Source organism: Tardiphaga sp. OK245, assembly GCF_900108575.1.
Taxonomy (GTDB): Bacteria; Pseudomonadota; Alphaproteobacteria; order Rhizobiales; family Xanthobacteraceae; genus Tardiphaga; species Tardiphaga robiniae.
This window is the reverse complement of record NZ_FNWZ01000001.1, coordinates 689,527-706,829: the sequence shown is the minus strand read 5'-3', so window position 1 is coordinate 706,829 and position 17,303 is coordinate 689,527. Positions and strand designations below refer to the sequence as shown.

The 17,303-nt window shown below is 61.9% G+C and carries 19 protein-coding genes; 16 read left to right on the top strand and 3 right to left on the bottom strand.

What is annotated here, in order from left to right:
- Positions 1 to 559: 559 nt before the first annotated feature.
- Complete coding sequence (locus tag BLW80_RS03195; RefSeq protein ID WP_093756790.1) at positions 560 to 2,311, bottom strand: methyl-accepting chemotaxis protein; 1,752 nt, start codon at positions 2,309 to 2,311, stop codon at positions 560 to 562.
- Positions 2,312 to 2,322: 11 nt separating this feature from the next.
- Between BLW80_RS03195 and BLW80_RS30175 the strand changes: the two genes are divergently transcribed.
- The 7 genes from BLW80_RS30175 (at position 2,323) to BLW80_RS03165 (ending at position 6,430) form a co-directional block, all read left to right on the top strand.
- Positions 2,323 to 2,469, top strand: a complete 147-nt coding sequence (locus BLW80_RS30175; protein ID WP_170849562.1) for a hypothetical protein — start codon at positions 2,323 to 2,325, stop codon at positions 2,467 to 2,469.
- A gap of 27 nt (positions 2,470 to 2,496) precedes the next feature.
- A complete protein-coding gene (locus BLW80_RS03190) occupies positions 2,497 to 3,243 on the top strand; it encodes a YebC/PmpR family DNA-binding transcriptional regulator (protein WP_089265380.1) in 747 nt (248 codons plus the stop codon).
- Positions 3,244 to 3,328: 85 nt separating this feature from the next.
- Complete coding sequence (gene ruvC / locus BLW80_RS03185; RefSeq protein WP_093756789.1) at positions 3,329 to 3,856, top strand: crossover junction endodeoxyribonuclease RuvC; 528 nt, start codon at positions 3,329 to 3,331, stop codon at positions 3,854 to 3,856.
- Positions 3,853 to 4,470 (top strand): Holliday junction branch migration protein RuvA, encoded by a 618-nt coding sequence (gene ruvA, locus BLW80_RS03180; protein ID WP_089265378.1) that lies wholly within the window; start codon positions 3,853 to 3,855, stop codon positions 4,468 to 4,470. The genes ruvC and ruvA overlap by 4 nt, the downstream gene beginning before the upstream one ends.
- A complete protein-coding gene (locus BLW80_RS03175) occupies positions 4,467 to 4,967 on the top strand; it encodes a hypothetical protein (RefSeq protein ID WP_244527924.1) in 501 nt (166 codons plus the stop codon). The genes ruvA and BLW80_RS03175 overlap by 4 nt, the downstream gene beginning before the upstream one ends.
- Positions 4,964 to 6,013, top strand: a complete 1,050-nt coding sequence (gene ruvB, locus BLW80_RS03170) for a Holliday junction branch migration DNA helicase RuvB (RefSeq protein ID WP_093756787.1) — start codon at positions 4,964 to 4,966, stop codon at positions 6,011 to 6,013. Before BLW80_RS03175 ends, ruvB begins: the two co-directional genes overlap by 4 nt.
- A gap of 6 nt (positions 6,014 to 6,019) precedes the next feature.
- A complete protein-coding gene (locus BLW80_RS03165; RefSeq protein ID WP_093756786.1) occupies positions 6,020 to 6,430 on the top strand; it encodes an NUDIX hydrolase in 411 nt (136 codons plus the stop codon).
- A 121-nt stretch (positions 6,431 to 6,551) separates the two neighbouring features.
- Here the strand turns inward: BLW80_RS03165 and rocD are convergent, their stop codons facing one another.
- On the bottom strand, positions 6,552 to 7,769 hold the full coding sequence (gene rocD, locus BLW80_RS03160; RefSeq protein WP_093756785.1) for an ornithine--oxo-acid transaminase: 1,218 nt from the start codon (positions 7,767 to 7,769) through the stop codon (positions 6,552 to 6,554).
- 137 nt (positions 7,770 to 7,906) lie between these two features.
- Here rocD and BLW80_RS03155 point away from each other — a divergent pair, with 137 nt between their 5' ends.
- From BLW80_RS03155 to BLW80_RS03145, 3 genes are all read left to right on the top strand, one after another.
- On the top strand, positions 7,907 to 10,690 hold the full coding sequence (locus BLW80_RS03155; protein WP_093756784.1) for a UPF0182 family membrane protein: 2,784 nt from the start codon (positions 7,907 to 7,909) through the stop codon (positions 10,688 to 10,690).
- Between the two features lie 165 nt (positions 10,691 to 10,855).
- Positions 10,856 to 11,302, top strand: coding sequence for a tol-pal system-associated acyl-CoA thioesterase (ybgC, locus tag BLW80_RS03150; protein WP_093756783.1), 447 nt, complete (start codon positions 10,856 to 10,858; stop codon positions 11,300 to 11,302).
- An 82-nt stretch (positions 11,303 to 11,384) separates the two neighbouring features.
- On the top strand, positions 11,385 to 11,852 hold the full coding sequence (locus BLW80_RS03145; protein ID WP_093756782.1) for a nuclear transport factor 2 family protein: 468 nt from the start codon (positions 11,385 to 11,387) through the stop codon (positions 11,850 to 11,852).
- Here BLW80_RS03145 and phnF read toward each other — a convergent pair whose 3' ends face one another.
- Entirely contained in the window at positions 11,853 to 12,587 is a 735-nt protein-coding gene (phnF, locus tag BLW80_RS03140; protein ID WP_068735417.1) for a phosphonate metabolism transcriptional regulator PhnF, read from the bottom strand.
- A 125-nt stretch (positions 12,588 to 12,712) separates the two neighbouring features.
- Between phnF and phnG the strand changes: the two genes are divergently transcribed.
- The 6 genes from phnG to phnL are packed head-to-tail and all read left to right on the top strand — an operon-like array spanning position 12,713 to position 17,298.
- Positions 12,713 to 13,174 carry a phosphonate C-P lyase system protein PhnG gene (gene phnG, locus BLW80_RS03135; RefSeq protein WP_093756781.1) on the top strand — a complete coding sequence of 154 codons (462 nt, stop codon included), beginning with the start codon at positions 12,713 to 12,715 and terminating at the stop codon, positions 13,172 to 13,174.
- Between the two features lie 2 nt (positions 13,175 to 13,176).
- Entirely contained in the window at positions 13,177 to 13,785 is a 609-nt protein-coding gene (gene phnH, locus BLW80_RS03130) for a phosphonate C-P lyase system protein PhnH (protein WP_093756780.1), read from the top strand.
- A 2-nt stretch (positions 13,786 to 13,787) separates the two neighbouring features.
- Complete coding sequence (locus tag BLW80_RS03125) at positions 13,788 to 14,894, top strand: carbon-phosphorus lyase complex subunit (protein WP_093756779.1); 1,107 nt, start codon at positions 13,788 to 13,790, stop codon at positions 14,892 to 14,894.
- Complete coding sequence (locus BLW80_RS03120) at positions 14,891 to 15,775, top strand: alpha-D-ribose 1-methylphosphonate 5-phosphate C-P-lyase PhnJ (protein ID WP_093756778.1); 885 nt, start codon at positions 14,891 to 14,893, stop codon at positions 15,773 to 15,775. Before BLW80_RS03125 ends, BLW80_RS03120 begins: the two co-directional genes overlap by 4 nt.
- Positions 15,768 to 16,592: a phosphonate C-P lyase system protein PhnK gene (phnK, locus tag BLW80_RS03115; protein WP_093756777.1), complete on the top strand. Its 825-nt coding sequence runs from the start codon at positions 15,768 to 15,770 to the stop codon at positions 16,590 to 16,592. The genes BLW80_RS03120 and phnK overlap by 8 nt, the downstream gene beginning before the upstream one ends.
- Before the next feature lie 7 nt (positions 16,593 to 16,599).
- Positions 16,600 to 17,298, top strand: a complete 699-nt coding sequence (phnL, locus tag BLW80_RS03110; RefSeq protein WP_093756776.1) for a phosphonate C-P lyase system protein PhnL — start codon at positions 16,600 to 16,602, stop codon at positions 17,296 to 17,298.
- Positions 17,299 to 17,303 lie beyond the last annotated feature (5 nt).

Here is a 17,303-nt window from a genome sequence, read left to right as displayed (position 1 = left end):
AAATGTCAGCGGTGTGACACTGCCTCCCAGGCCCCGGGGCGAATGGGGAAATGGCCCCGATGGGTCTCGCCGCCGCTGTCCATGCAGGACGGGGTACCGCAAGCCGAAATTCAACTACGCGTGATTGGCGCTACCTTGAGAGCCAAGTGTGCGCATCTGAGGTCGCGGGGCTGATTGACCAAGGAAAGATGTGATGAATAAATTCATTCTGTTGGGCGCCGCTTTACTGATCGCCGGCACTGCGAGCTGGACCGCGCAGGCCAAGGACGGGCATAGCGCTGCCAGCAAGCATCGACGGATCATGTCCTCTCACGCGCGGTATGAGGGAAGCGCCCCCGTAACGGTCTATCGCGGATTTGGTGCCGGCCCCGGTTCATATGGATACCGCGCGCCATATGGATATGGCGGCGGTTCATACGGCGGAGATGACAATGCGGAAGGTCGAACGAGCGGCGGCTAGGACGCCTTGGCAGTTTCGGCTGCTAGCCCACTCGCAGACGGAATAGGCGGCGCTGCGCCAGGTCTCAGGTGGCAGCGCAGCGCCGTTTACAAACCCAAATCATAATTTGTACGCCGTGCGGAAGCCGCCCCAATGGCGTCCCTGTATGCGCACAGGCACGTCGATCTCGCGCATCATCACGGTCTGACCGTTGCCCATGTCGCGGGCATAACTCTGGATCAGGTAGGAACGTGTATTGCGACCGGCGGCCAATCCAGCCGGATCGTTGAAGATGCGGCGGTTGCGGCAGTTGGCCGTATTCCAGGCGACATCACCCGGGCGCTGCGGCTTGGAATAGATGCTGTTATGTACCGGTAGATAGCCGTTGCGGTCGATCATGGCGCAGAACGCCATGCGGGTGTCCTTGGCCAGAAACGCATCCTGGAATTCGGGGAGTGCGCGGTCGGCCCAGCCGAGAATCTTTGTCCGGTACTGCACCGGACTGGAGCCAGGGATTTCGACGTAGTTGTCGTCGAACATGTCGTCGATGCTGATAGCGCCGGATGCAATACCGTCGGCAAAGATCTTGTTGAGCGCGGCGCCGGCATCAATGGCGCGGGTGACGAATTCGGTGTTTTCGTCATGAATAGCCCATAGCCGGTCTTCGATCCGGCTGATGAGATGGTTGTCGGGCGCGACGAACAGTGCCTGTGCGCCGGCGGGGGAATGTTCGGCAATGCGCAGGCGGCAGGGGCCGACCTCGCTGAGTTCAGCAGCAACGATGTCGTGCAACGGAAGCCGGTTCGCGTCTGGTCCGCCGATGAGGATCCCGTCCATCGAGATTTCATAGACCGGTGCGCGGATCTGGCCGCCGCGCGCCTGAAGATCGACATTGAGGTGACATGGCAGCTTTTCGCGTCGTCGCTCGTCTTCGCGCTCGCTTTGTTTGAGCAGTACCGCGCAGCGCGACTTCAGCCGTGAGGCAAACATCGTGACGGCCTGGCCGGCCTGCGCGACATGCTCGCCATGGGCAGCCGCTTCCTTTGCAGCGCTATCGATTTCCGCGGCACTGTTGCCGACCGAGACGATGAATTGCGAGGCGGTGGTGGCATTGTGCGACATCTCGCTGGTCGTCGCGTTCTGCTCGGCGACCGCGCCGTTGACATTGGCAAACACCGGGCGGATCGCGTCGATGGCGGTGGAGATGCGATGCACCGCATCGACCGAACTCGCAGCGTCGCGCTGCAGGGTGTCGATCTTCTTCCTGATCTCTTCGGTGGCGTTCTGCGTCTGCACCGCCAGCGCCTTGACCTCGGTGGCGACGACCGAGAAGCCGCGGCCAGCGGCGCCGGCGCGTGCTGCCTCGATGGTTGCGTTCAGCGCCAGCATCGTTGTCTGCCGGGCGATCTGCGCGATCAGCTCAAGCACATTGCTGATCGCGGCCGAGGAATCGCGCAGCCGGTCCACATTGGCGCTGGCTTCATGCGCGGCGGCGCCGGCCTCGTCCGCAAGCCGGCTGGCATCGCGCACCTGGGCGCCGATACCCTCGGCCGAGTGGGTGAATTTGTCGGCGGCCTGCGCGAAGGTCGTGGCGGTGGATTGCGCGGCGCTGCTGCGGTCGGCCAGCACGTCGGTGCGGGCGCGGATGGCGGAGAGGGTAGTGGCGGTCGATTTGGCGCCGCCGGCGACGGATGTCGCGGCACGCTCGAGCTGGCGGATAAGCGCGCCCAGCTCGAGTTCCAGCAACTCAAGGATGTCCCGAGCGGTATCTGGTTCAGGATGCTGCGGTGCCACAGAAGGTGCTGCGTTTTCAGCAATCATCACCGCTTCAGCCGCTTCCGGCTGCCGCTTGCGGAACAGTCCAAACGCCATCGGTGACCCCAATGAATACAATCTATGCGGGTAGCCTTGCACCTCGGCGTGAAGTGATGGTTAAGGTCGGTCGCGGTATTGCGAAGATCTGCCGGATTCGGCTGCAAATTTTTGATTTTGCCGATTTCGCGGCCTATAACCCCGCGCCGCAGCCCTAACTACCCTGACGCTTCAAGAGAGACCGCATGGCCGGACATTCCCAATTCAAGAACATCATGCACCGCAAGGGCCGGCAGGATGCCCAGAAGTCCAAGCTGTTCAGCAAGCTGGCGCGCGAAATCACCGTCGCTGCCAAGATGGGGACGCCCGACCCGTCGATGAATGCCCGGCTGCGCTCCGCCGTGATCGCCGCCCGGCAGGAGAACATGCCGCGCGACAACATCGAGCGCGCCATCAAGAAGGCGATCGGCAGCGACGGCGAGAACTACGATGAAATCCGCTACGAGGGCTACGGCCCCGGCGGCGTCGCCGTCATCGTCGAGGCGCTGACCGACAACCGCAATCGCGCCGCGTCCGACATCCGTTCTTACTTCACCAAATCGGGCGGCAATCTCGGTGAAACCGGCTCAGTTTCCTTCATGTTCGACCATGTCGGCGTGATCGAATATGACGCCGACAAGGCCTCGGCCGATGACATGCTCGAAGCCGCCATCGAGGCTGGCGCGGATGACGTGGTGTCGGGCGAGGGCGGCCACGAAGTCTATGCCTCGCAGGAGACGTTCCGCGAGGTTGCCAAGGGACTGGAAGCCAAATTCGGCGAAGCCCGTAAGGCGGCGGTGATCTGGAAGCCGCAGAACACGCTCTCGGTCGATGACGAGACCGGCGAAAAGCTGATCAAGCTGATGGACCTGTTGAACGAGCATGACGACGTGCAGAACGTCTATGCCAACTTCGAGGTGTCCGACGCGCTGATGGCCAAGATGGGCGGCTGAGCAGGGGCTCAGCTTCCCTCTCTTTCCTTTGGGACGGCTTCGCGTTTCTATTTCGTTCCCTGCCGTCCGGCGTTATCCCTGTGGGATGACAAACCCTCCGATTCGCCCTCCTGTCCGTATCATCGGCATCGATCCGGGCCTGCGCCGCACCGGCTGGGGCGTGATCGAGATCGACGGCAACCGGCTGACCTATATCGGCTGCGGTTCGGTGGAACCGCCGGACAATCTTCCGCTGGCGAGCCGGCTGCTCGGCATTCATGAAGGTCTCGCCAAGATCCTCGGCGACTTCCAACCGGCCGAAGCTGCGGTCGAACAGACCTTCGTCAACAAGGATGGCGTCGCGACGCTGAAGCTCGGCCAGGCGCGCGGTATCGCCATGATGACGCCGGCGATGTTTGGCATTGCCGTCGCCGAATACGCGCCCAATCAGGTGAAGAAGACCGTGGTCGGCGCCGGCCACGCCGACAAGAACCAGATCCAGATGATGCTGAAGATCCTGCTGCCGAAGGCTGAGCCGAAATCCGCCGATGCGGCCGACGCGCTGGCCATCGCCATCACCCATGCGCATCACCGTCAGAGCACGGCACTGCGCCTCAAGGTCGTCGGCGCGTGATCGGCAAGCTCAAAGGCCTGATCGACAGCTATGGCGAGGACTATGTGATCCTCGACGTACAGGGCGTGGGCTATCAGGTGCATTGTTCCGCTCGCACGCTGCAGGCACTGCCGCAGGCGGGCGAAGCTGCGGTGCTCGCCATCGAAACCTATGTCCGCGAAGACCAGATCAAGCTGTTCGGATTCCGCAGCGATATGGAGCGCGAATGGTTTCGCCTGCTGCAGACCGTGCAGGGCGTTGGTGCCAAGGTCGCGCTCGCCGTGCTTAGCACGCTGCCGCCGGCCGACCTCGCCAATGCCATCGCGCTGCGCGACAAGACGGCCGTGGCGCGCACGCCGGGCGTCGGCCCTAAAGTGGCCGAGCGCATCGTCAGCGAATTAAAGGACAAGGCGCCGGCCTTTGCGTCGGTCGATCCGGTGGTCGCGCAACTCGCCGGTGCGATGGACGACAACCGCGCACCAGGCGCCGTCAGGGATGCGATCTCCGCGCTGGTCAATCTCGGCTATGGCCAGCCACAGGCTGCGGCCGCCGTCGCAGCCGCGTCGCGCAGCGCAGGCGAGGGTGCGGAAACGGCGCAACTCATCAAGCTCGGGCTGAAGGAATTGGCGAAGTGAGCCTTGCCAGAATCGCCCGTGTGATCGGCATTGTCGCGATCTTCGGTATTGTCGGTTCGCTATCCGTGGCTGCGCTCGTATCGTTGCTCGTCGTCGGTCTGGGTGCTTCGATCCTGCAATTGATCTTCTCTGTCGCCGATCTCGATGGTTTCAGATCGCTTGTCTCGATTGCACTGTGGTTGCTGGCATTCGTTGCTGCATTGGCCGCGCTGCTGCCGTCGCTCGGTGCCGGCGTCGTCTTTGCGCTGTCCGCCGTCTATGCTGGGCAAAACACGATCTGGATGGCGTGGCTCGCTGCGGCCGTCGGCATTGCCGGCTTCATCGGTTTTGGAATGTTCGTTCAGCCCTCGGAATCGTCGGCAGTGATTTTGCCCGGCGTTCGATCGCTCACGCAAGCGCTGTCGCTGTCCGCATTGCTCGCGGGCATTGCCGTGATTCCAGCCAGCCTGTGCTGGTGGTTCGCGCGGCCGTTGCACCGTGGTAACGTCGCATCATGAATACGCCACCCGATCGCATGGTTACACCTGAGCGCCGCTCCGACGATGTCGGCGACACCACGCTGCGCCCGCAGTCGCTGGCCGATTTCGTCGGCCAGGCACAGGCGCGCGCGAATTTGCAGATCTTCATCGATGCCGCCCGCAAGCGCGGTGAGGCGCTGGATCACACATTGTTTGTGGGGCCGCCCGGCCTCGGCAAGACCACGCTGGCGCAGATCGTGGCGCGCGAACTCGGCGTCGGATTTCGCGCGACATCCGGTCCCGTCATCGCCAAGGCCGGCGATCTCGCGGCATTGCTGACCAATCTCGAAGAGCGCGATGTGCTGTTCATCGACGAGATCCACCGTCTCAGCCCTGCAGTAGAGGAAGTGCTCTATCCCGCGATGGAGGATTTCCAGCTCGATCTCATCATCGGCGAAGGCCCTGCGGCACGCTCGGTGAAAATCGAATTGTCGAAATTCACGCTGGTCGGCGCGACCACCCGTGCGGGTCTGCTGACCAATCCGCTGCGCGATCGTTTCGGCATTCCGCTGCGGCTGAATTTCTACACGATCGACGAGCTCGAAAAGATCGTCACCCGCGGTGCCCGCGTGCTGGACATCGGCATGACCCCTGAAGGCTCTAACGAGATTGCGCGCCGCGCCCGCGGCACGCCGCGCATCGCCGGGCGTCTGTTGCGCCGTGTGCGTGACTTTGCCTCCGCTGCGGATGCGTCAGCGATCGATCGCAAAATCGCCGACCACGCGCTGTCCGCATTGGAAGTTGACAGTGCGGGTCTCGATGCGATGGATCGCCGCTATCTCACCACCATCGCCATGAACTATGCTGGTGGCCCCGTTGGTGTCGAGACCATGGCGGCCGCGCTGTCCGAGCCGCGTGATGCCATCGAGGACATCATCGAGCCCTATCTGATCCAGTGCGGTTATTTGCAGCGCACCCCGCGCGGCCGGCTGCTCACCTCGCATGCGTTCAAGCATCTCGGACTGAGTGAGCCGAAACGGGATGAGAGCCAGATCGGATTGTTCGGTTCGGGCGACGAGGAGTAGTTCGCAATGACTGACAAGATCATCGGCGTCGTCGCTGCGCTGATCCGCGATGACGCAGGGCGCATGCTGGTGGTGCGCAAGCGTGGCACCGAGGCCTTCATGCAGCCGGGCGGCAAGCGTGATGCTGGCGAGGACGATCTGGCCGCGCTGGAGCGCGAGATCAGCGAGGAACTCGGCTGCCGGATGGTGCGGGGCTCCGCGCAAGCACTTGGGCAATTCAACAGCGTCGCCGCGAATGAGCCGGGATGGCGGGTGCAGGCCAGTGTTTATGCGGTGAAGGTGGATGGAGCGATCGCACCCCAGGCCGAGATCGCCGAAGCGATTTGGATCAATCCAACTGCGCCCGAGGCTATCGTCCTGGCGCCCTTGACGCGCGATCATGTGCTGCCACTCGCAGCTCACGGCTTTTCGTTATGACCGGTTCTACGACCTTCCATCTCGACGGCGCCATCGCCGACGGCCTGCATCGCATGCAGGCAAATTTTTCGTTTGGCTTCGGTAGTTCTCAGATAGCAGCCTTGCCCCATATTGGCGGCGGCTAGGCCTGAACCGTCGATGCGGCGATCTCGTCCAGTACTTCGGTCAATCGGTCTACGGCCCAATCCACCTGTGACTTGTCGATAATCAAGGGGGGCGCAAAGCGTATCGTGTTCCGGTGAGTATCTTTGGTCAGCACTCCCGCCTGAAGCAAGCGGCTGATCACCGTACCGGCACTAGCCATGTTGCGGTGTAACTCGACCCCCGCAAACAAACCGCGACCGCGTACCTCGCGAATGATCGGATTTTTGATCGCGGAGAGCCGATCGAGGAGATGCGCGCCGACAGTCGCGGCGCGTTCAATCAATCGCTCGTCGATCAGTGTGTCGAGGGCGGCTAATCCAACCGCTGATGCGATCGGGTTGCCTCCGAACGTGCTGCCGTGGTCACCCGGAGTGAAAACCTGCATGACCTCGCGACGGGCGAGGAAAAGCGAAACCGGCAACATCCCGCCACCGAGCGCCTTGCCGAGCATCAGACCGTCGGGTGTTATTCCTTCATGCTGACACGCGAGCAGACGTCCGGTGCGTCCCAGACCGCTCTGGATCTCGTCGCACAGCAGCAGCACGTTGTTCGCCTTGCAAATGCGCGCGGCCTCAGCGAGATATCCAGGGGGCGGCACATTGATCCCGCCTTCGCCTTGAATTGGTTCGACCAGAAAGGCCGCGGTGTCAGGGGTAATGGCCGCGGCAAGCGCCGGCGCATCGCCGAACGGCACGCGCGTGAAGCCGGGCGGGAACGGCCCGAAGCCGTCGCGATATTGGGTTTGCGAAGAAAAGCCGACGATCGAGATGGTACGGCCGTGGAAATTTCCCTCCGCGACGATGATTTCGGCCCGGTCAGTCGGCACTCCCTTGACCCTGTAGGCCCATTTACGTGCCGCCTTGAGCGCCGTCTCGACGGCTTCCGCGCCGCTGTTCATCGGCAACGCGGCGTCCATACCGGTAAGTGCACAAGCCTTCGCGAGGAAAGGCCCCAGCCGATCGCTGAAATAAGCGCGCGAAATCGTATCCAGGCGTTGTGCCTGTTCTGTCAGCGCCTTGACGAGGCGCGGATGGCAATGGCCGAAGCTTGCCGCCGAATACGCTCCCATCATGTCGATGTAGCGTCTGCCAGCCTCGTCCCACACGTAGACTCCAGCCCCGCGGACGATCGTGACCGGTAATGGTGCATAGTTTCCTGCACCAAAACGGGCTTCAAGACCGGCGAAATCGGTCATGACAAGCGCTCTCCCGATTGGGCGCACCTAAGGCGATGCGCGCCTCAGTTCTGATGTAGGAAGGCCGACGCAGAAAAAACAGGTGCGAGGGCTCAAGACAGGCACCGCCACCTCTCCCGTTCTGCTATGATCCGTTCATGACGATCGGGATTACCGGGCCCGAACGGAAGACGCCAGGGCGAAACGCCGTGGTCGGGGTGATTGTGACTGCCATCTTCTCCGGAATTTGCCTGATCCTTCTCGCGATTGTCGGCGACTTCCTAGTCGACTGGATGTGGTTCTCCGCGGTCGGCTATTCGCAGGTCTTCTGGACATCGATCGGCGCGAAAGCCGCCGTCTTTTCCGTCGTCTTCGCGGCAACTGCCGTCATTGCGTGGGCGAACGCCAGGCTGGCACTTTTTCTTGTTCGACGGCGGCGAGGCGGGCTTCCCGTCGACTTCGACTGGAAGCTCGCGGCCACTGCGGTGCCGCCCGATCCGTTCGAATTCATGCGCGATCGGTTGCCATGGCGCCTTGCCATCGCTGGCGGCGCCGGATTCCTCGCTCTGCTTGTTGCATGGGAGGAGGTCGGCAACTGGAGCATCATTCTGCAGTTCCTCTATCAGGTGCCATATGGCGCGAATGATCCGCTGTATGACAAAGATATTGGATTCTATCTGTTCTCTCTGCCCGCCTATATCGCCATCAAGAATTGGGCATTGCTAACGCTGTTCATGAGCGCACTTCTCGCCGCAGTGATCTATTGGCTGCATGGTCAGATCGAATACCAGGTCCAGCGGTGGTCGATATCACCGACAGCGGTTGCTCACGGCTCGGCGCTGCTCGGCTTGCTCTTTGCGGTGAAGGCATGGTCCTACGGACTCGACCGTTATTTGCTGCTCTACGGAGACAATGGCGTAGTGGTTGGCGCGAGCTACACCGATGTCCACGTTCAGCTACCCGTTCTCTGGTTGCTGATCGGGCTTTCGATCGTCGCGGCATGCGCCGCGTGGGCGAACCTGTGGGCGCGTACCTACTGGCTCCCCACTGCCGCGATGTTGCTCGTCTTCGGGGGCGCTTTCCTGCTGTCCGGCGTGATCCCGATGCTGTTTCAGCGGTTCTACGTGAAACCGAACGAACTGGAACTGGAGCGGCCCTACATCGAACGCAGCATCCGTCTGACCAGGGAAGCCTATAATCTCGACAAGATCGCCGCCAAGCCCTTTCCTGCCGAACAGGACCTTACCTTCGCGACACTCGAAGCCAACAAGGCGACCATCGAGAACATCAGATTGTGGGACGGGCAGCCGCTGGCGGATACCTACGCCCAGCTGCAGGAGATACGCACCTACTACAAATTAAGTGACCTGGATGTCGACCGCTACTGGCTTCGCGGCACCTATCAGAGCGTGATGCTATCGGCACGCGAGCTCAGATCCTCACTGCTTCCGCCGAACGCCCAGACGTGGGTCAACCTCCACCTGCTGTTCACCCACGGCAATGGAGCGGTGATGAGCCCGGTAATGCACAAGAGCGCTGAAGGGCTTCCGCTGCTTTACCTGCGGGATATTCCTCCCGTTGCGGACGGCGGTCCCGAGATCCGCGAACCGCGCATTTATTATGGACAAGAGGAGAGCAACTACGTTGTCGTCCGGACGACCACGCCGGAATTCGACTATCCGAAGGGGAGTGAAAACGCATACACGGTCTACGACGGTGCCGGTGGCGTACCGCTGACGGGTATGGTGCGAAAAATCATCTTCGCTCACCACTTCAACGACATGAACCTGCTGCTCTCCAGCTACATCACCGACGACAGCCGGATCATGATCCGGCGCAATATCGGGGAACGGCTACGCACGATCGCCCCGTTCCTCAGCCTCGACCACGATCCCTATCTGGTCATCAGCGAGGGGCGGATGTTCTGGATCCAGGATGCCTATACAACCAGTAACTATTTTCCCTCTGCGCAGCCTGCGCCCGGCCGCAATCTGAACTACATCCGCAATTCCGTGAAGGCCGTCATCGACGCCTATAACGGCAGTGTCGACTTTTATCTGATGGACCAGGCGGACCCGATCGCGGCCACCTACCAGCGAATCTTTCCGGGGCTATTCAAGCCGTTTGCGGCGATGCCGTCCGATCTGCAAAAGCACATTCGCTATCCCGAGGACCTCTTCCTGATTCAGGCGCAGCTTTACCAGACCTATCACATGGCATCTGCCGACGTTTTCTATAACCGGGAGGATCTTTGGCAGTTTCCGCGCCAGCCGGCCGGCGACGGCGTCGCGCCGATGGTCCCTTACTACATTGTGATGCGGCTGCCCGGAGAAACCCAGGCCGAGTTCTTTATCATGATCCCCATGGTGCCAAGCCGACGCGACAATATGATCGCATGGCTGGCAGCGCGCTGCGACGCTCCTGACTATGGAAAATTGATCGTCTACGAATTTCCCAAGGAGAAGCTCGTCTACGGACCGTTCCAGATCGAGGCGCGCATTCATCAGAACACGGAGATCTCCCAGCAAATATCGTTGTGGAACCAGATGGGTTCACGGGTCATCCGCGGAAACCTTCTGGTGATCCCGATCGAGAATTCGATCCTGTACGTGTCGCCGCTGTACCTGCGCGCGGTCCACGGACACTTGCCGGAGCTCAAGCGCGTGATCGCCGCCTACGGCGAGCATGTCGTCATGAAAGACACGCTTGCCGAGGCCTTGTCCGCGCTCTTCATCGAAACTAACGCGTCGCCGACATCGCTGAGTGCTGCGACGGAAATGCCACGTGCGAGCCCTGCGGAAAACAGGGCGCAGGAGGCGCTTGATCGCTATAACGAGGCAATGAAGCTGTTGAGGTCTGGGGATTGGGCAGGCTTCGGCACGCAGATCGACGCGATGCGCGGTCTTTTGGAGAAAATGAGCCGGGAATCGGCCGGACACTGACCAACGCCGGCTGATTGTCATTCGACAAAGAGATGCGCGTTCCCGCGACCAAGATTCCAGGTGCATCCCAAGCAAGGTTCAAGCCCAAAGCGATTGGCACTTGCTGGGGAAGGTGCCTCTGTGCGAGACGATTACTCCCCGGAGTGTGATAAGAGGAATCTCCCTGTGACAGCCTCTCTTGATGGCGAAATTCGCGACGGTCGTCATCATATGCCGGTCCGCGTTTATTTCGAAGATACTGACGCCGGCCAGATTGTTTATCACGCGAATTTTTTGCGTTTCATGGAACGCGGCAGAACGAATTACTTGCGTTTGCTCGGAACGAGTCAACAAGAGCTTCTGAAAGAAGCGCGAGAGGATGCGCCCGGCTTTGCCTTCGTTGTTCGTTCGATGAAAATTGATTTTCTAAAACCGGCAGTCCTGGACGATCTGCTTGACGTCGTCACGGTTCCACAAGAGGTGAGGGGCGCTTCGATCCTGCTCGGGCAGGAAGTGCGCCGCGGCGATGAGTTGCTGCTTGAGGCCAAGGTCAAGGTGGCCTTTGTGTCCGGCGGCCGCGCCAAGCCGATTCCGAAAGCGCTGCGGATCGCCATGAAGGCCGATCAGATTTAGCAATCGCCCCATAGGTGAAACGGCATCGACTCCGCATGCGGCAGGGCTACAATGCCTGCAACATCGCAAAGCCGAGGGTCCCATGTCGCGTCCACCGTTTCCGCCCTTCACCCGAGAGACCGCCGCCCAGAAGGCCCGCATGGCCGAGGACGCCTGGAATTCACGCGATCCGGTGAAAGTGTCGCTCGCCTATACCGAGGACTCGACCTGGCGCAATCGTGGCGAGTTCTTTCAGGGGCGCCCGGCGATCGTCGAATTCCTCACCCGTAAATGGGCAAAGGAGCACGAATATCGGCTGATCAAGGATTTGTGGGCGTTCGACGGCAATCACATTGCCGTGCGCTTTCAATATGAATGGCATAACGACGCCGGCAACTGGCATCGCTCCTATGGCAATGAGCAATGGGAGTTTGACGAGGCCGGCCTGATGCGCCGCCGCGAGGCGAGCATCAACGATGTGGCCATTGCCGAGAAGGATCGCCGTTTCCTGTGGCCGGCGCCGGGGCCGCGTCCGGCCGATGTGCCGGGTCTCGGCACCGACCCGTTCTAACTAAAGCGAGCCGCTATCGACCACGAATTCGACGCGCTCGGCGACGAAGCGCGAATGCGTGGCGCTCAGCGGCGTGCCGTCGGCATCCACATCGATGGAATCGACAATCAAGATCGGACGCCCGAGTGCAACGCCAAGCCGTGTCGCATCGGTCGCATCGATGATCCCTGCGGTGACCTTCGTCGAGGCGCGGCGATAGTCCTTGATGCCGTAATGCGCCAGGGCCTTGGTCATCGAGCGCACGCGCTCATAGACCTTGCCGAAATCGGGAAAGCGTTCGGCGGATAGCCAGTTGGTGCCGACGCAGATCGGCGTCTTGTCAGCGAGGCGCAGCGCCTCGATGCGGATCAGCGGAGCGCCGGCTTTGAGGCCAAGCTGCCTTGCGAGATCGCGTGTTGCCACATCGTCCCAGGCTCCGATCAATTGCGCTTGCGGCTCGCGCCCGCCGGCACCGGCAATTTCCGAGAAGCGCGTGCGTGATCGCAGGGGATATGCAAGCTTTGGCGATTCCACATAGGTGCCGCTCCCGCGCTCGGCGCGCACCAGGCCGCGTTCGGCCAGGGTCGCGAGGGCGCGGCGCACGGTGTGGCGATTGACGCGGTAGATGTCAGCCAGTTCAGTCTCGCCGGGCAGCTTTTCGCCCGCACCATAGCGGCCATCTGCAATGCCGCGCTCGATGCCGTCGGCCACATGCCGCCAAAGTGCCACGCCTGTTGGCTTGTCCTGAATGGTCACAAAATCGGTCCCGGAATGATGTCGACCACGCATTAGCGAAAAATCGTGCCGCTGTCACGAAACGGTCATTGCCTCCGCCTATAAAGTTGTCTAGTAAATCATACAACTTGTTGAGCGACGGTGACATGACTTCATCCTCCCTGAACCACCAGCAGGCCCGGCGCCGTGAGGCGATGGGGGTGCTTGGGCACTGCGCCACGGCGGATATCGCCGGATATCTCGATGCAGTGGCTGTTCCCGCCCATGAACAACTGCGTCAGCCGGAAAACGGCCTGGTGATGCTGCGCGGCCGGATCGGCGGCGATGGCGCGCCATTCAATCTCGGCGAAGCGACGGTGTCGCGTGCCGCTGTACGGCTTGCCAGCGGCGAGGTTGGCTTCGGTTACACACTCGGTCGTGACGGCGCGAAGGCGCAGCTGATCGCGCTCTGCGATGCACTCATCCAGACCTGTGAATTTTCAGATGCTGTCGAGACCAAGGTGCTCACGCCGCTGCGCGCGCGCGTCGTCGCCGATAGCAAGCGCAAGGCCGCAGAGACGGCGGCAACCAAAGTCGATTTCTACACGCTCGTGCGCGGGGAGGGCTGATCATGACGACAGTTGCGGAAATGCCGGCCGGTTTCGCGGACAAGGTGCTTGCAGCGCAATCGACCTTCCGTTCGGTGATGGATGCGATGGCGCGTCCGGGTACCGTGCAGCGCATTCAGGCTGTTTCGGGCGTACCTGCGCCAATGATGCGCGGCGCGGCGGCCATCGCGCTGACGCTGTTCGATCAGGACACGCCGGTGTGGCTCGATGCCAAGCTGGCGGCGACCATGGATGTCGCCAAGTGGATCAAGTTTCATACCAGCGCGCCTGTGATTGCCGATCCGGCGGTGTGCGCCTTTGCCGTGGTGGCCGATCCCGCTGCGCTACCGTCCTTCGAGCACTTCGCCTTCGGCACCGGCGAATATCCGGATCGCTCCACCACGATCATTCTGCAGGTGGCGAGCCTGACTGAAGGCCCGACCTATGAATTGCGCGGTCCCGGGATCGACGGCGCCACCATCCTGCGCGCCGCGATCGGCGTGCCGAATCTGCTGGATCGTCTTGCGCTGAATGCCTCGCTGTTTCCCCGCGGCATCGATCTCGTGCTGGTCTCCGGCGAATCCATCGTCGCGCTGCCGCGCACCACGCGCCTTGTCGCGAAGGAGGGCTGAGCATGTATGTCGCCGTCAAGGGTGGCGAACGCGCCATCGAGAATGCGCATCGTCTGCTCGCTCATGAACGCCGCGGCGATCGCGACGTGCCGGAAATATCGCTGGCGCAGATCTCCAATCAGCTCGGCCTCGCCGTCGATCGCGTGATGACCGAAGGCTCGCTCTATGACCGCGAGCTCGCGGCGCTGGCCATCAAGCAGGCACGCGGCGACATGATCGAGGCGATCTTTCTGCTGCGCGCCTTCCGCGCGACGCTGCCGCGGTTCGGTTCGAGTGAACCCGTCGATACGTCGCAGATGCAGGTGCGTCGCCGCGTCTCCTCGACCTTCAAGGACATGCCGGGCGGCCAGGTGCTCGGCCCGACCTTCGACTATACGCATCGTCTGCTCGATCCGGTGCTGACCGGCGAATCCTCGCCCGAGCAGCCGGCCATGACCGATGCAGAGCCGGGCGTGATGCCGCGCGTCACCGATATTCTTGGCCGCGACGGCCTGATTGAAACGTCGCCCATCGAAGATCCCGAGAAGCCGGTCGGCGATCTCACCCGCGATGCGCTGAGCTTCCCGGCAGACCGCGATCTGCGCCTTCAGAATCTTGCGCGGGCCGATGAAGGGTTTCTTCTGTCGCTCGGCTATTCATCGCAGCGCGGCTATGGCCGTAACCATCCTTTCGCCGGCGAGATTCGCCTCGGTGAAGTCGAGGTCGAATTCATGGCCGAGGATGTCGGCTTTGCCGTGCCGCTTGGCTCGATCACGCTGACCGAGTGCCAGATGGTCAATCAGTTCAAGGGCTCGGATACCGAGGCGCCTTGCTTTACCCGCGGTTACGGTCTCGCCTTCGGCCAGTCTGAGCGCAAGGTGATGTCGATGGCGCTGGTCGATCGCACGCTGCGTGCACGCGAACTCGGCGAGGACATCAAGGCGCCGGCGCAGGACGAGGAATTCGTCATGTCGCATTCCGACAATGTGCAGGCGACCGGCTTCGTCGAGCATCTGAAGCTGCCGCATTATGTCGACTTCCAGTCCGAGCTCGGCCTGCTCCGCAAGCTGCGCAAGGAATTCGCCGATGCCAACGAGACGCCAGTTGCTCTTCAGGAGGCCGCGGAATGAACGCGCCGACATATAACTTCGCTTATCTGGACGAGCAGACCAAGCGGATGATCCGCCGCGCCATTCTCAAGGCGATCGCGATCCCCGGCTATCAGGTGCCGTTCGCCAGCAGGGAAATGCCGATGCCCTATGGCTGGGGCACCGGCGGCGTGCAGGTCACGGCGGCGATTCTCGGCCCCGTCGACAAGCTCAAGGTGATCGACCAGGGCTCTGACGACACCACCAACGCGATCTCGATCCGTAAATTCTTCGAGAAAACTGCCGGCGTTGCGGTGACCACGAGCACGGGCGATGCGACGGTGATCCAGACACGGCATCGCATTCCCGAAGCGACGCTGCAGGCCCATCAGGTGCTGGTCTATCAGGTGCCGATCCCGGAGCCGCTGCGCTTCCTCGAGCCACGCGAGACAGAGACGCGGCGTATGCATGCGCTCGCCGAATACGGCTTGATGCATGTAAAGCTGTATGAAGACATCGCGCGCTTCGGCCATATCGCCACGTCCTATGCCTATCCGGTGAAGGTCAATGCGCGTTACGTGATGGATCCGTCACCGACACCGAAATTCGACAATCCGAAGATGGATAATTGCGCGGCGCTGCAACTGTTCGGTGCCGGCCGCGAGAAGCGGATCTATGCGATCCCGCCTTACACATCGGTGGTGTCGCTGGATTTCGAGGATCATCCATTCGAGCCCTACAAGCACAAGGCCTGCTGTGCACTGTGCAACGCCGAGGATAGCTATCTCGACGAGATCGTCACCGACAACAAGGGCAGCCGGATGTTCGTCTGCTCCGACACCGATTATTGCGAAACGCGGCAATCACAGGGGTATCGCGGCAGCGAGAATGCTGCGCCCTATGCGGAGAGCGCAAATGCTTGATGTGACAGCGAATTCAACTGCACCGGGGGCGCGCGCGACTGCGAGTGACGAGCCGTTGCTCGTTGCGGCAAACCTGGGAAAATCTTATGGCCGTCTTGCGGCATGCCGCGACGTGTCCTTCGAACTCTATTCCGGCGAGGTGCTGGCCATTGTCGGCGAGTCCGGGTCCGGCAAATCGACACTGCTGCAGATGCTCTCCGCCCAACTGGCGCCGACCACCGGCAGCGTCTCCTACCGGATGCGCGACGGCGTGACCCGCGATCTCGCGGCGATGGGCGAAGCCGAGCGGCGCTTCCTGTTTCGCACCGACTGGGGCTTTGTGCATCAGGACCCGGCGATGGGGCTGCGCATGGCCGTCTCCGCCGGCGCCAATGTCGGTGAGCGGCTGATGGCTGTGGGCCAGAATCACTACGGCAAAATTCGTGACACGGCGACCTCGTGGCTCGAGCGTGTGGAAATTTCGGCTGAGCGGATCGACGATGCGCCGCGGACCTATTCGGGCGGCATGCGGCAGCGGTTGCAGATCGCGCGCAATCTCGTCACTGAACCGCGTCTCGTCTTCATGGACGAACCGACCGGCGGTCTCGACGTGTCGGTGCAGGCCCGTTTGCTGGACATGATGCGTACGCTGGTCAGCGAGCTTGGCCTTAGCGCGATCGTTGTGACGCACGATCTCGCGGTGGCGCGGTTGCTGTCGCATCGCGTGATGGTGATGCAGGGCGGTCGCGTGATCGAGACGGGGCTCACCGATCAGGTGCTTGACGATCCCAGAGAGCCCTATACGCAACTGCTCGTTTCCTCAATCCTGCCGGCGTGAGGTCCACATGATTCCGATGATCGATATCCGCAACGCCGAAAAGACCTTCGTGATGCATTTGCAGGACGGCATCCGCCTGCCGGTGGTGCGCAACGTCTCGTTCCATGTGGCACCCGGCGAATGCGTCGTGCTGTCGGGCCCGTCGGGGGCCGGCAAATCGTCGATCCTGAAGATGATCTTCGGCAATTATCGCTGCGACGGCGGCACCATCGGCGTACGCCACAACGGTGATGTCATCGATATCGCCACCGCCGAGCCGCGCGAGATCCTGGGTGTGCGCCGTGACACCATCGGCTATGTCAGCCAGTTCCTACGCGCGGTGCCGCGTGTGGCTGCGATCGATGTCGTGGCCGAGCCGCTGCTCGCTGCTGGCGTAACGCGCGAGGAGGCCCATGCGCGTGCCGGTGCGTTGCTTAAGCGCCTCAACATTCCCGAGCGGCTGTGGAAGCTGCCGCCCTCGACCTTCTCCGGCGGCGAGCAACAACGCGTGAATATCGCGCGCGGTTTTATCTCCGATCTGCCGATCCTGCTGCTGGATGAACCGACTGCGTCGCTCGATGCCGCCAACCGAGCCGTGGTCGTTGAACTGGTCGCCGAGAAAAAACGTGCCGGCGTCGCCATGGTTGCCATTGTGCATGACGACGAAGTGCGGCACTTGATCGCCGGCCGGCTGGTGGACGTCGCATCCTTCGCCGCTGCTGCCTGAGAAAG

Bases quoted from the DNA above. Each gene is read 5' to 3' on its own strand.
- rocD (WP_093756785.1), bottom strand. From the start codon at position 7,769: ATGACCGATTTCGCCGGTCTTGAAGCCCGTTTTGGTGCAGGAAACTAT.
- BLW80_RS03190 (WP_089265380.1), top strand. From the start codon at position 2,497: ATGGCCGGACATTCCCAATTCAAGAACATCATGCACCGCAAGGGCCGG.
- BLW80_RS03195 (WP_093756790.1), bottom strand. From the start codon at position 2,311: ATGGCGTTTGGACTGTTCCGCAAGCGGCAGCCGGAAGCGGCTGAAGCG.
- BLW80_RS03165 (WP_093756786.1), top strand. From the start codon at position 6,020: ATGACTGACAAGATCATCGGCGTCGTCGCTGCGCTGATCCGCGATGAC.
- phnH (WP_093756780.1), top strand. From the start codon at position 13,177: ATGACGACAGTTGCGGAAATGCCGGCCGGTTTCGCGGACAAGGTGCTT.
- BLW80_RS30175 (WP_170849562.1), top strand. From the start codon at position 2,323: ATGAATACAATCTATGCGGGTAGCCTTGCACCTCGGCGTGAAGTGATG.
- BLW80_RS03120 (WP_093756778.1), top strand. From the start codon at position 14,891: ATGAACGCGCCGACATATAACTTCGCTTATCTGGACGAGCAGACCAAG.
- phnL (WP_093756776.1), top strand. From the start codon at position 16,600: ATGATTCCGATGATCGATATCCGCAACGCCGAAAAGACCTTCGTGATG.
- phnG (WP_093756781.1), top strand. From the start codon at position 12,713: ATGACTTCATCCTCCCTGAACCACCAGCAGGCCCGGCGCCGTGAGGCG.
- BLW80_RS03155 (WP_093756784.1), top strand. From the start codon at position 7,907: ATGACGATCGGGATTACCGGGCCCGAACGGAAGACGCCAGGGCGAAAC.
- ruvC (WP_093756789.1), top strand. From the start codon at position 3,329: ATGACAAACCCTCCGATTCGCCCTCCTGTCCGTATCATCGGCATCGAT.
- ruvB (WP_093756787.1), top strand. From the start codon at position 4,964: ATGAATACGCCACCCGATCGCATGGTTACACCTGAGCGCCGCTCCGAC.
- BLW80_RS03125 (WP_093756779.1), top strand. From the start codon at position 13,788: ATGTATGTCGCCGTCAAGGGTGGCGAACGCGCCATCGAGAATGCGCAT.
- phnK (WP_093756777.1), top strand. From the start codon at position 15,768: ATGCTTGATGTGACAGCGAATTCAACTGCACCGGGGGCGCGCGCGACT.
- BLW80_RS03145 (WP_093756782.1), top strand. From the start codon at position 11,385: ATGTCGCGTCCACCGTTTCCGCCCTTCACCCGAGAGACCGCCGCCCAG.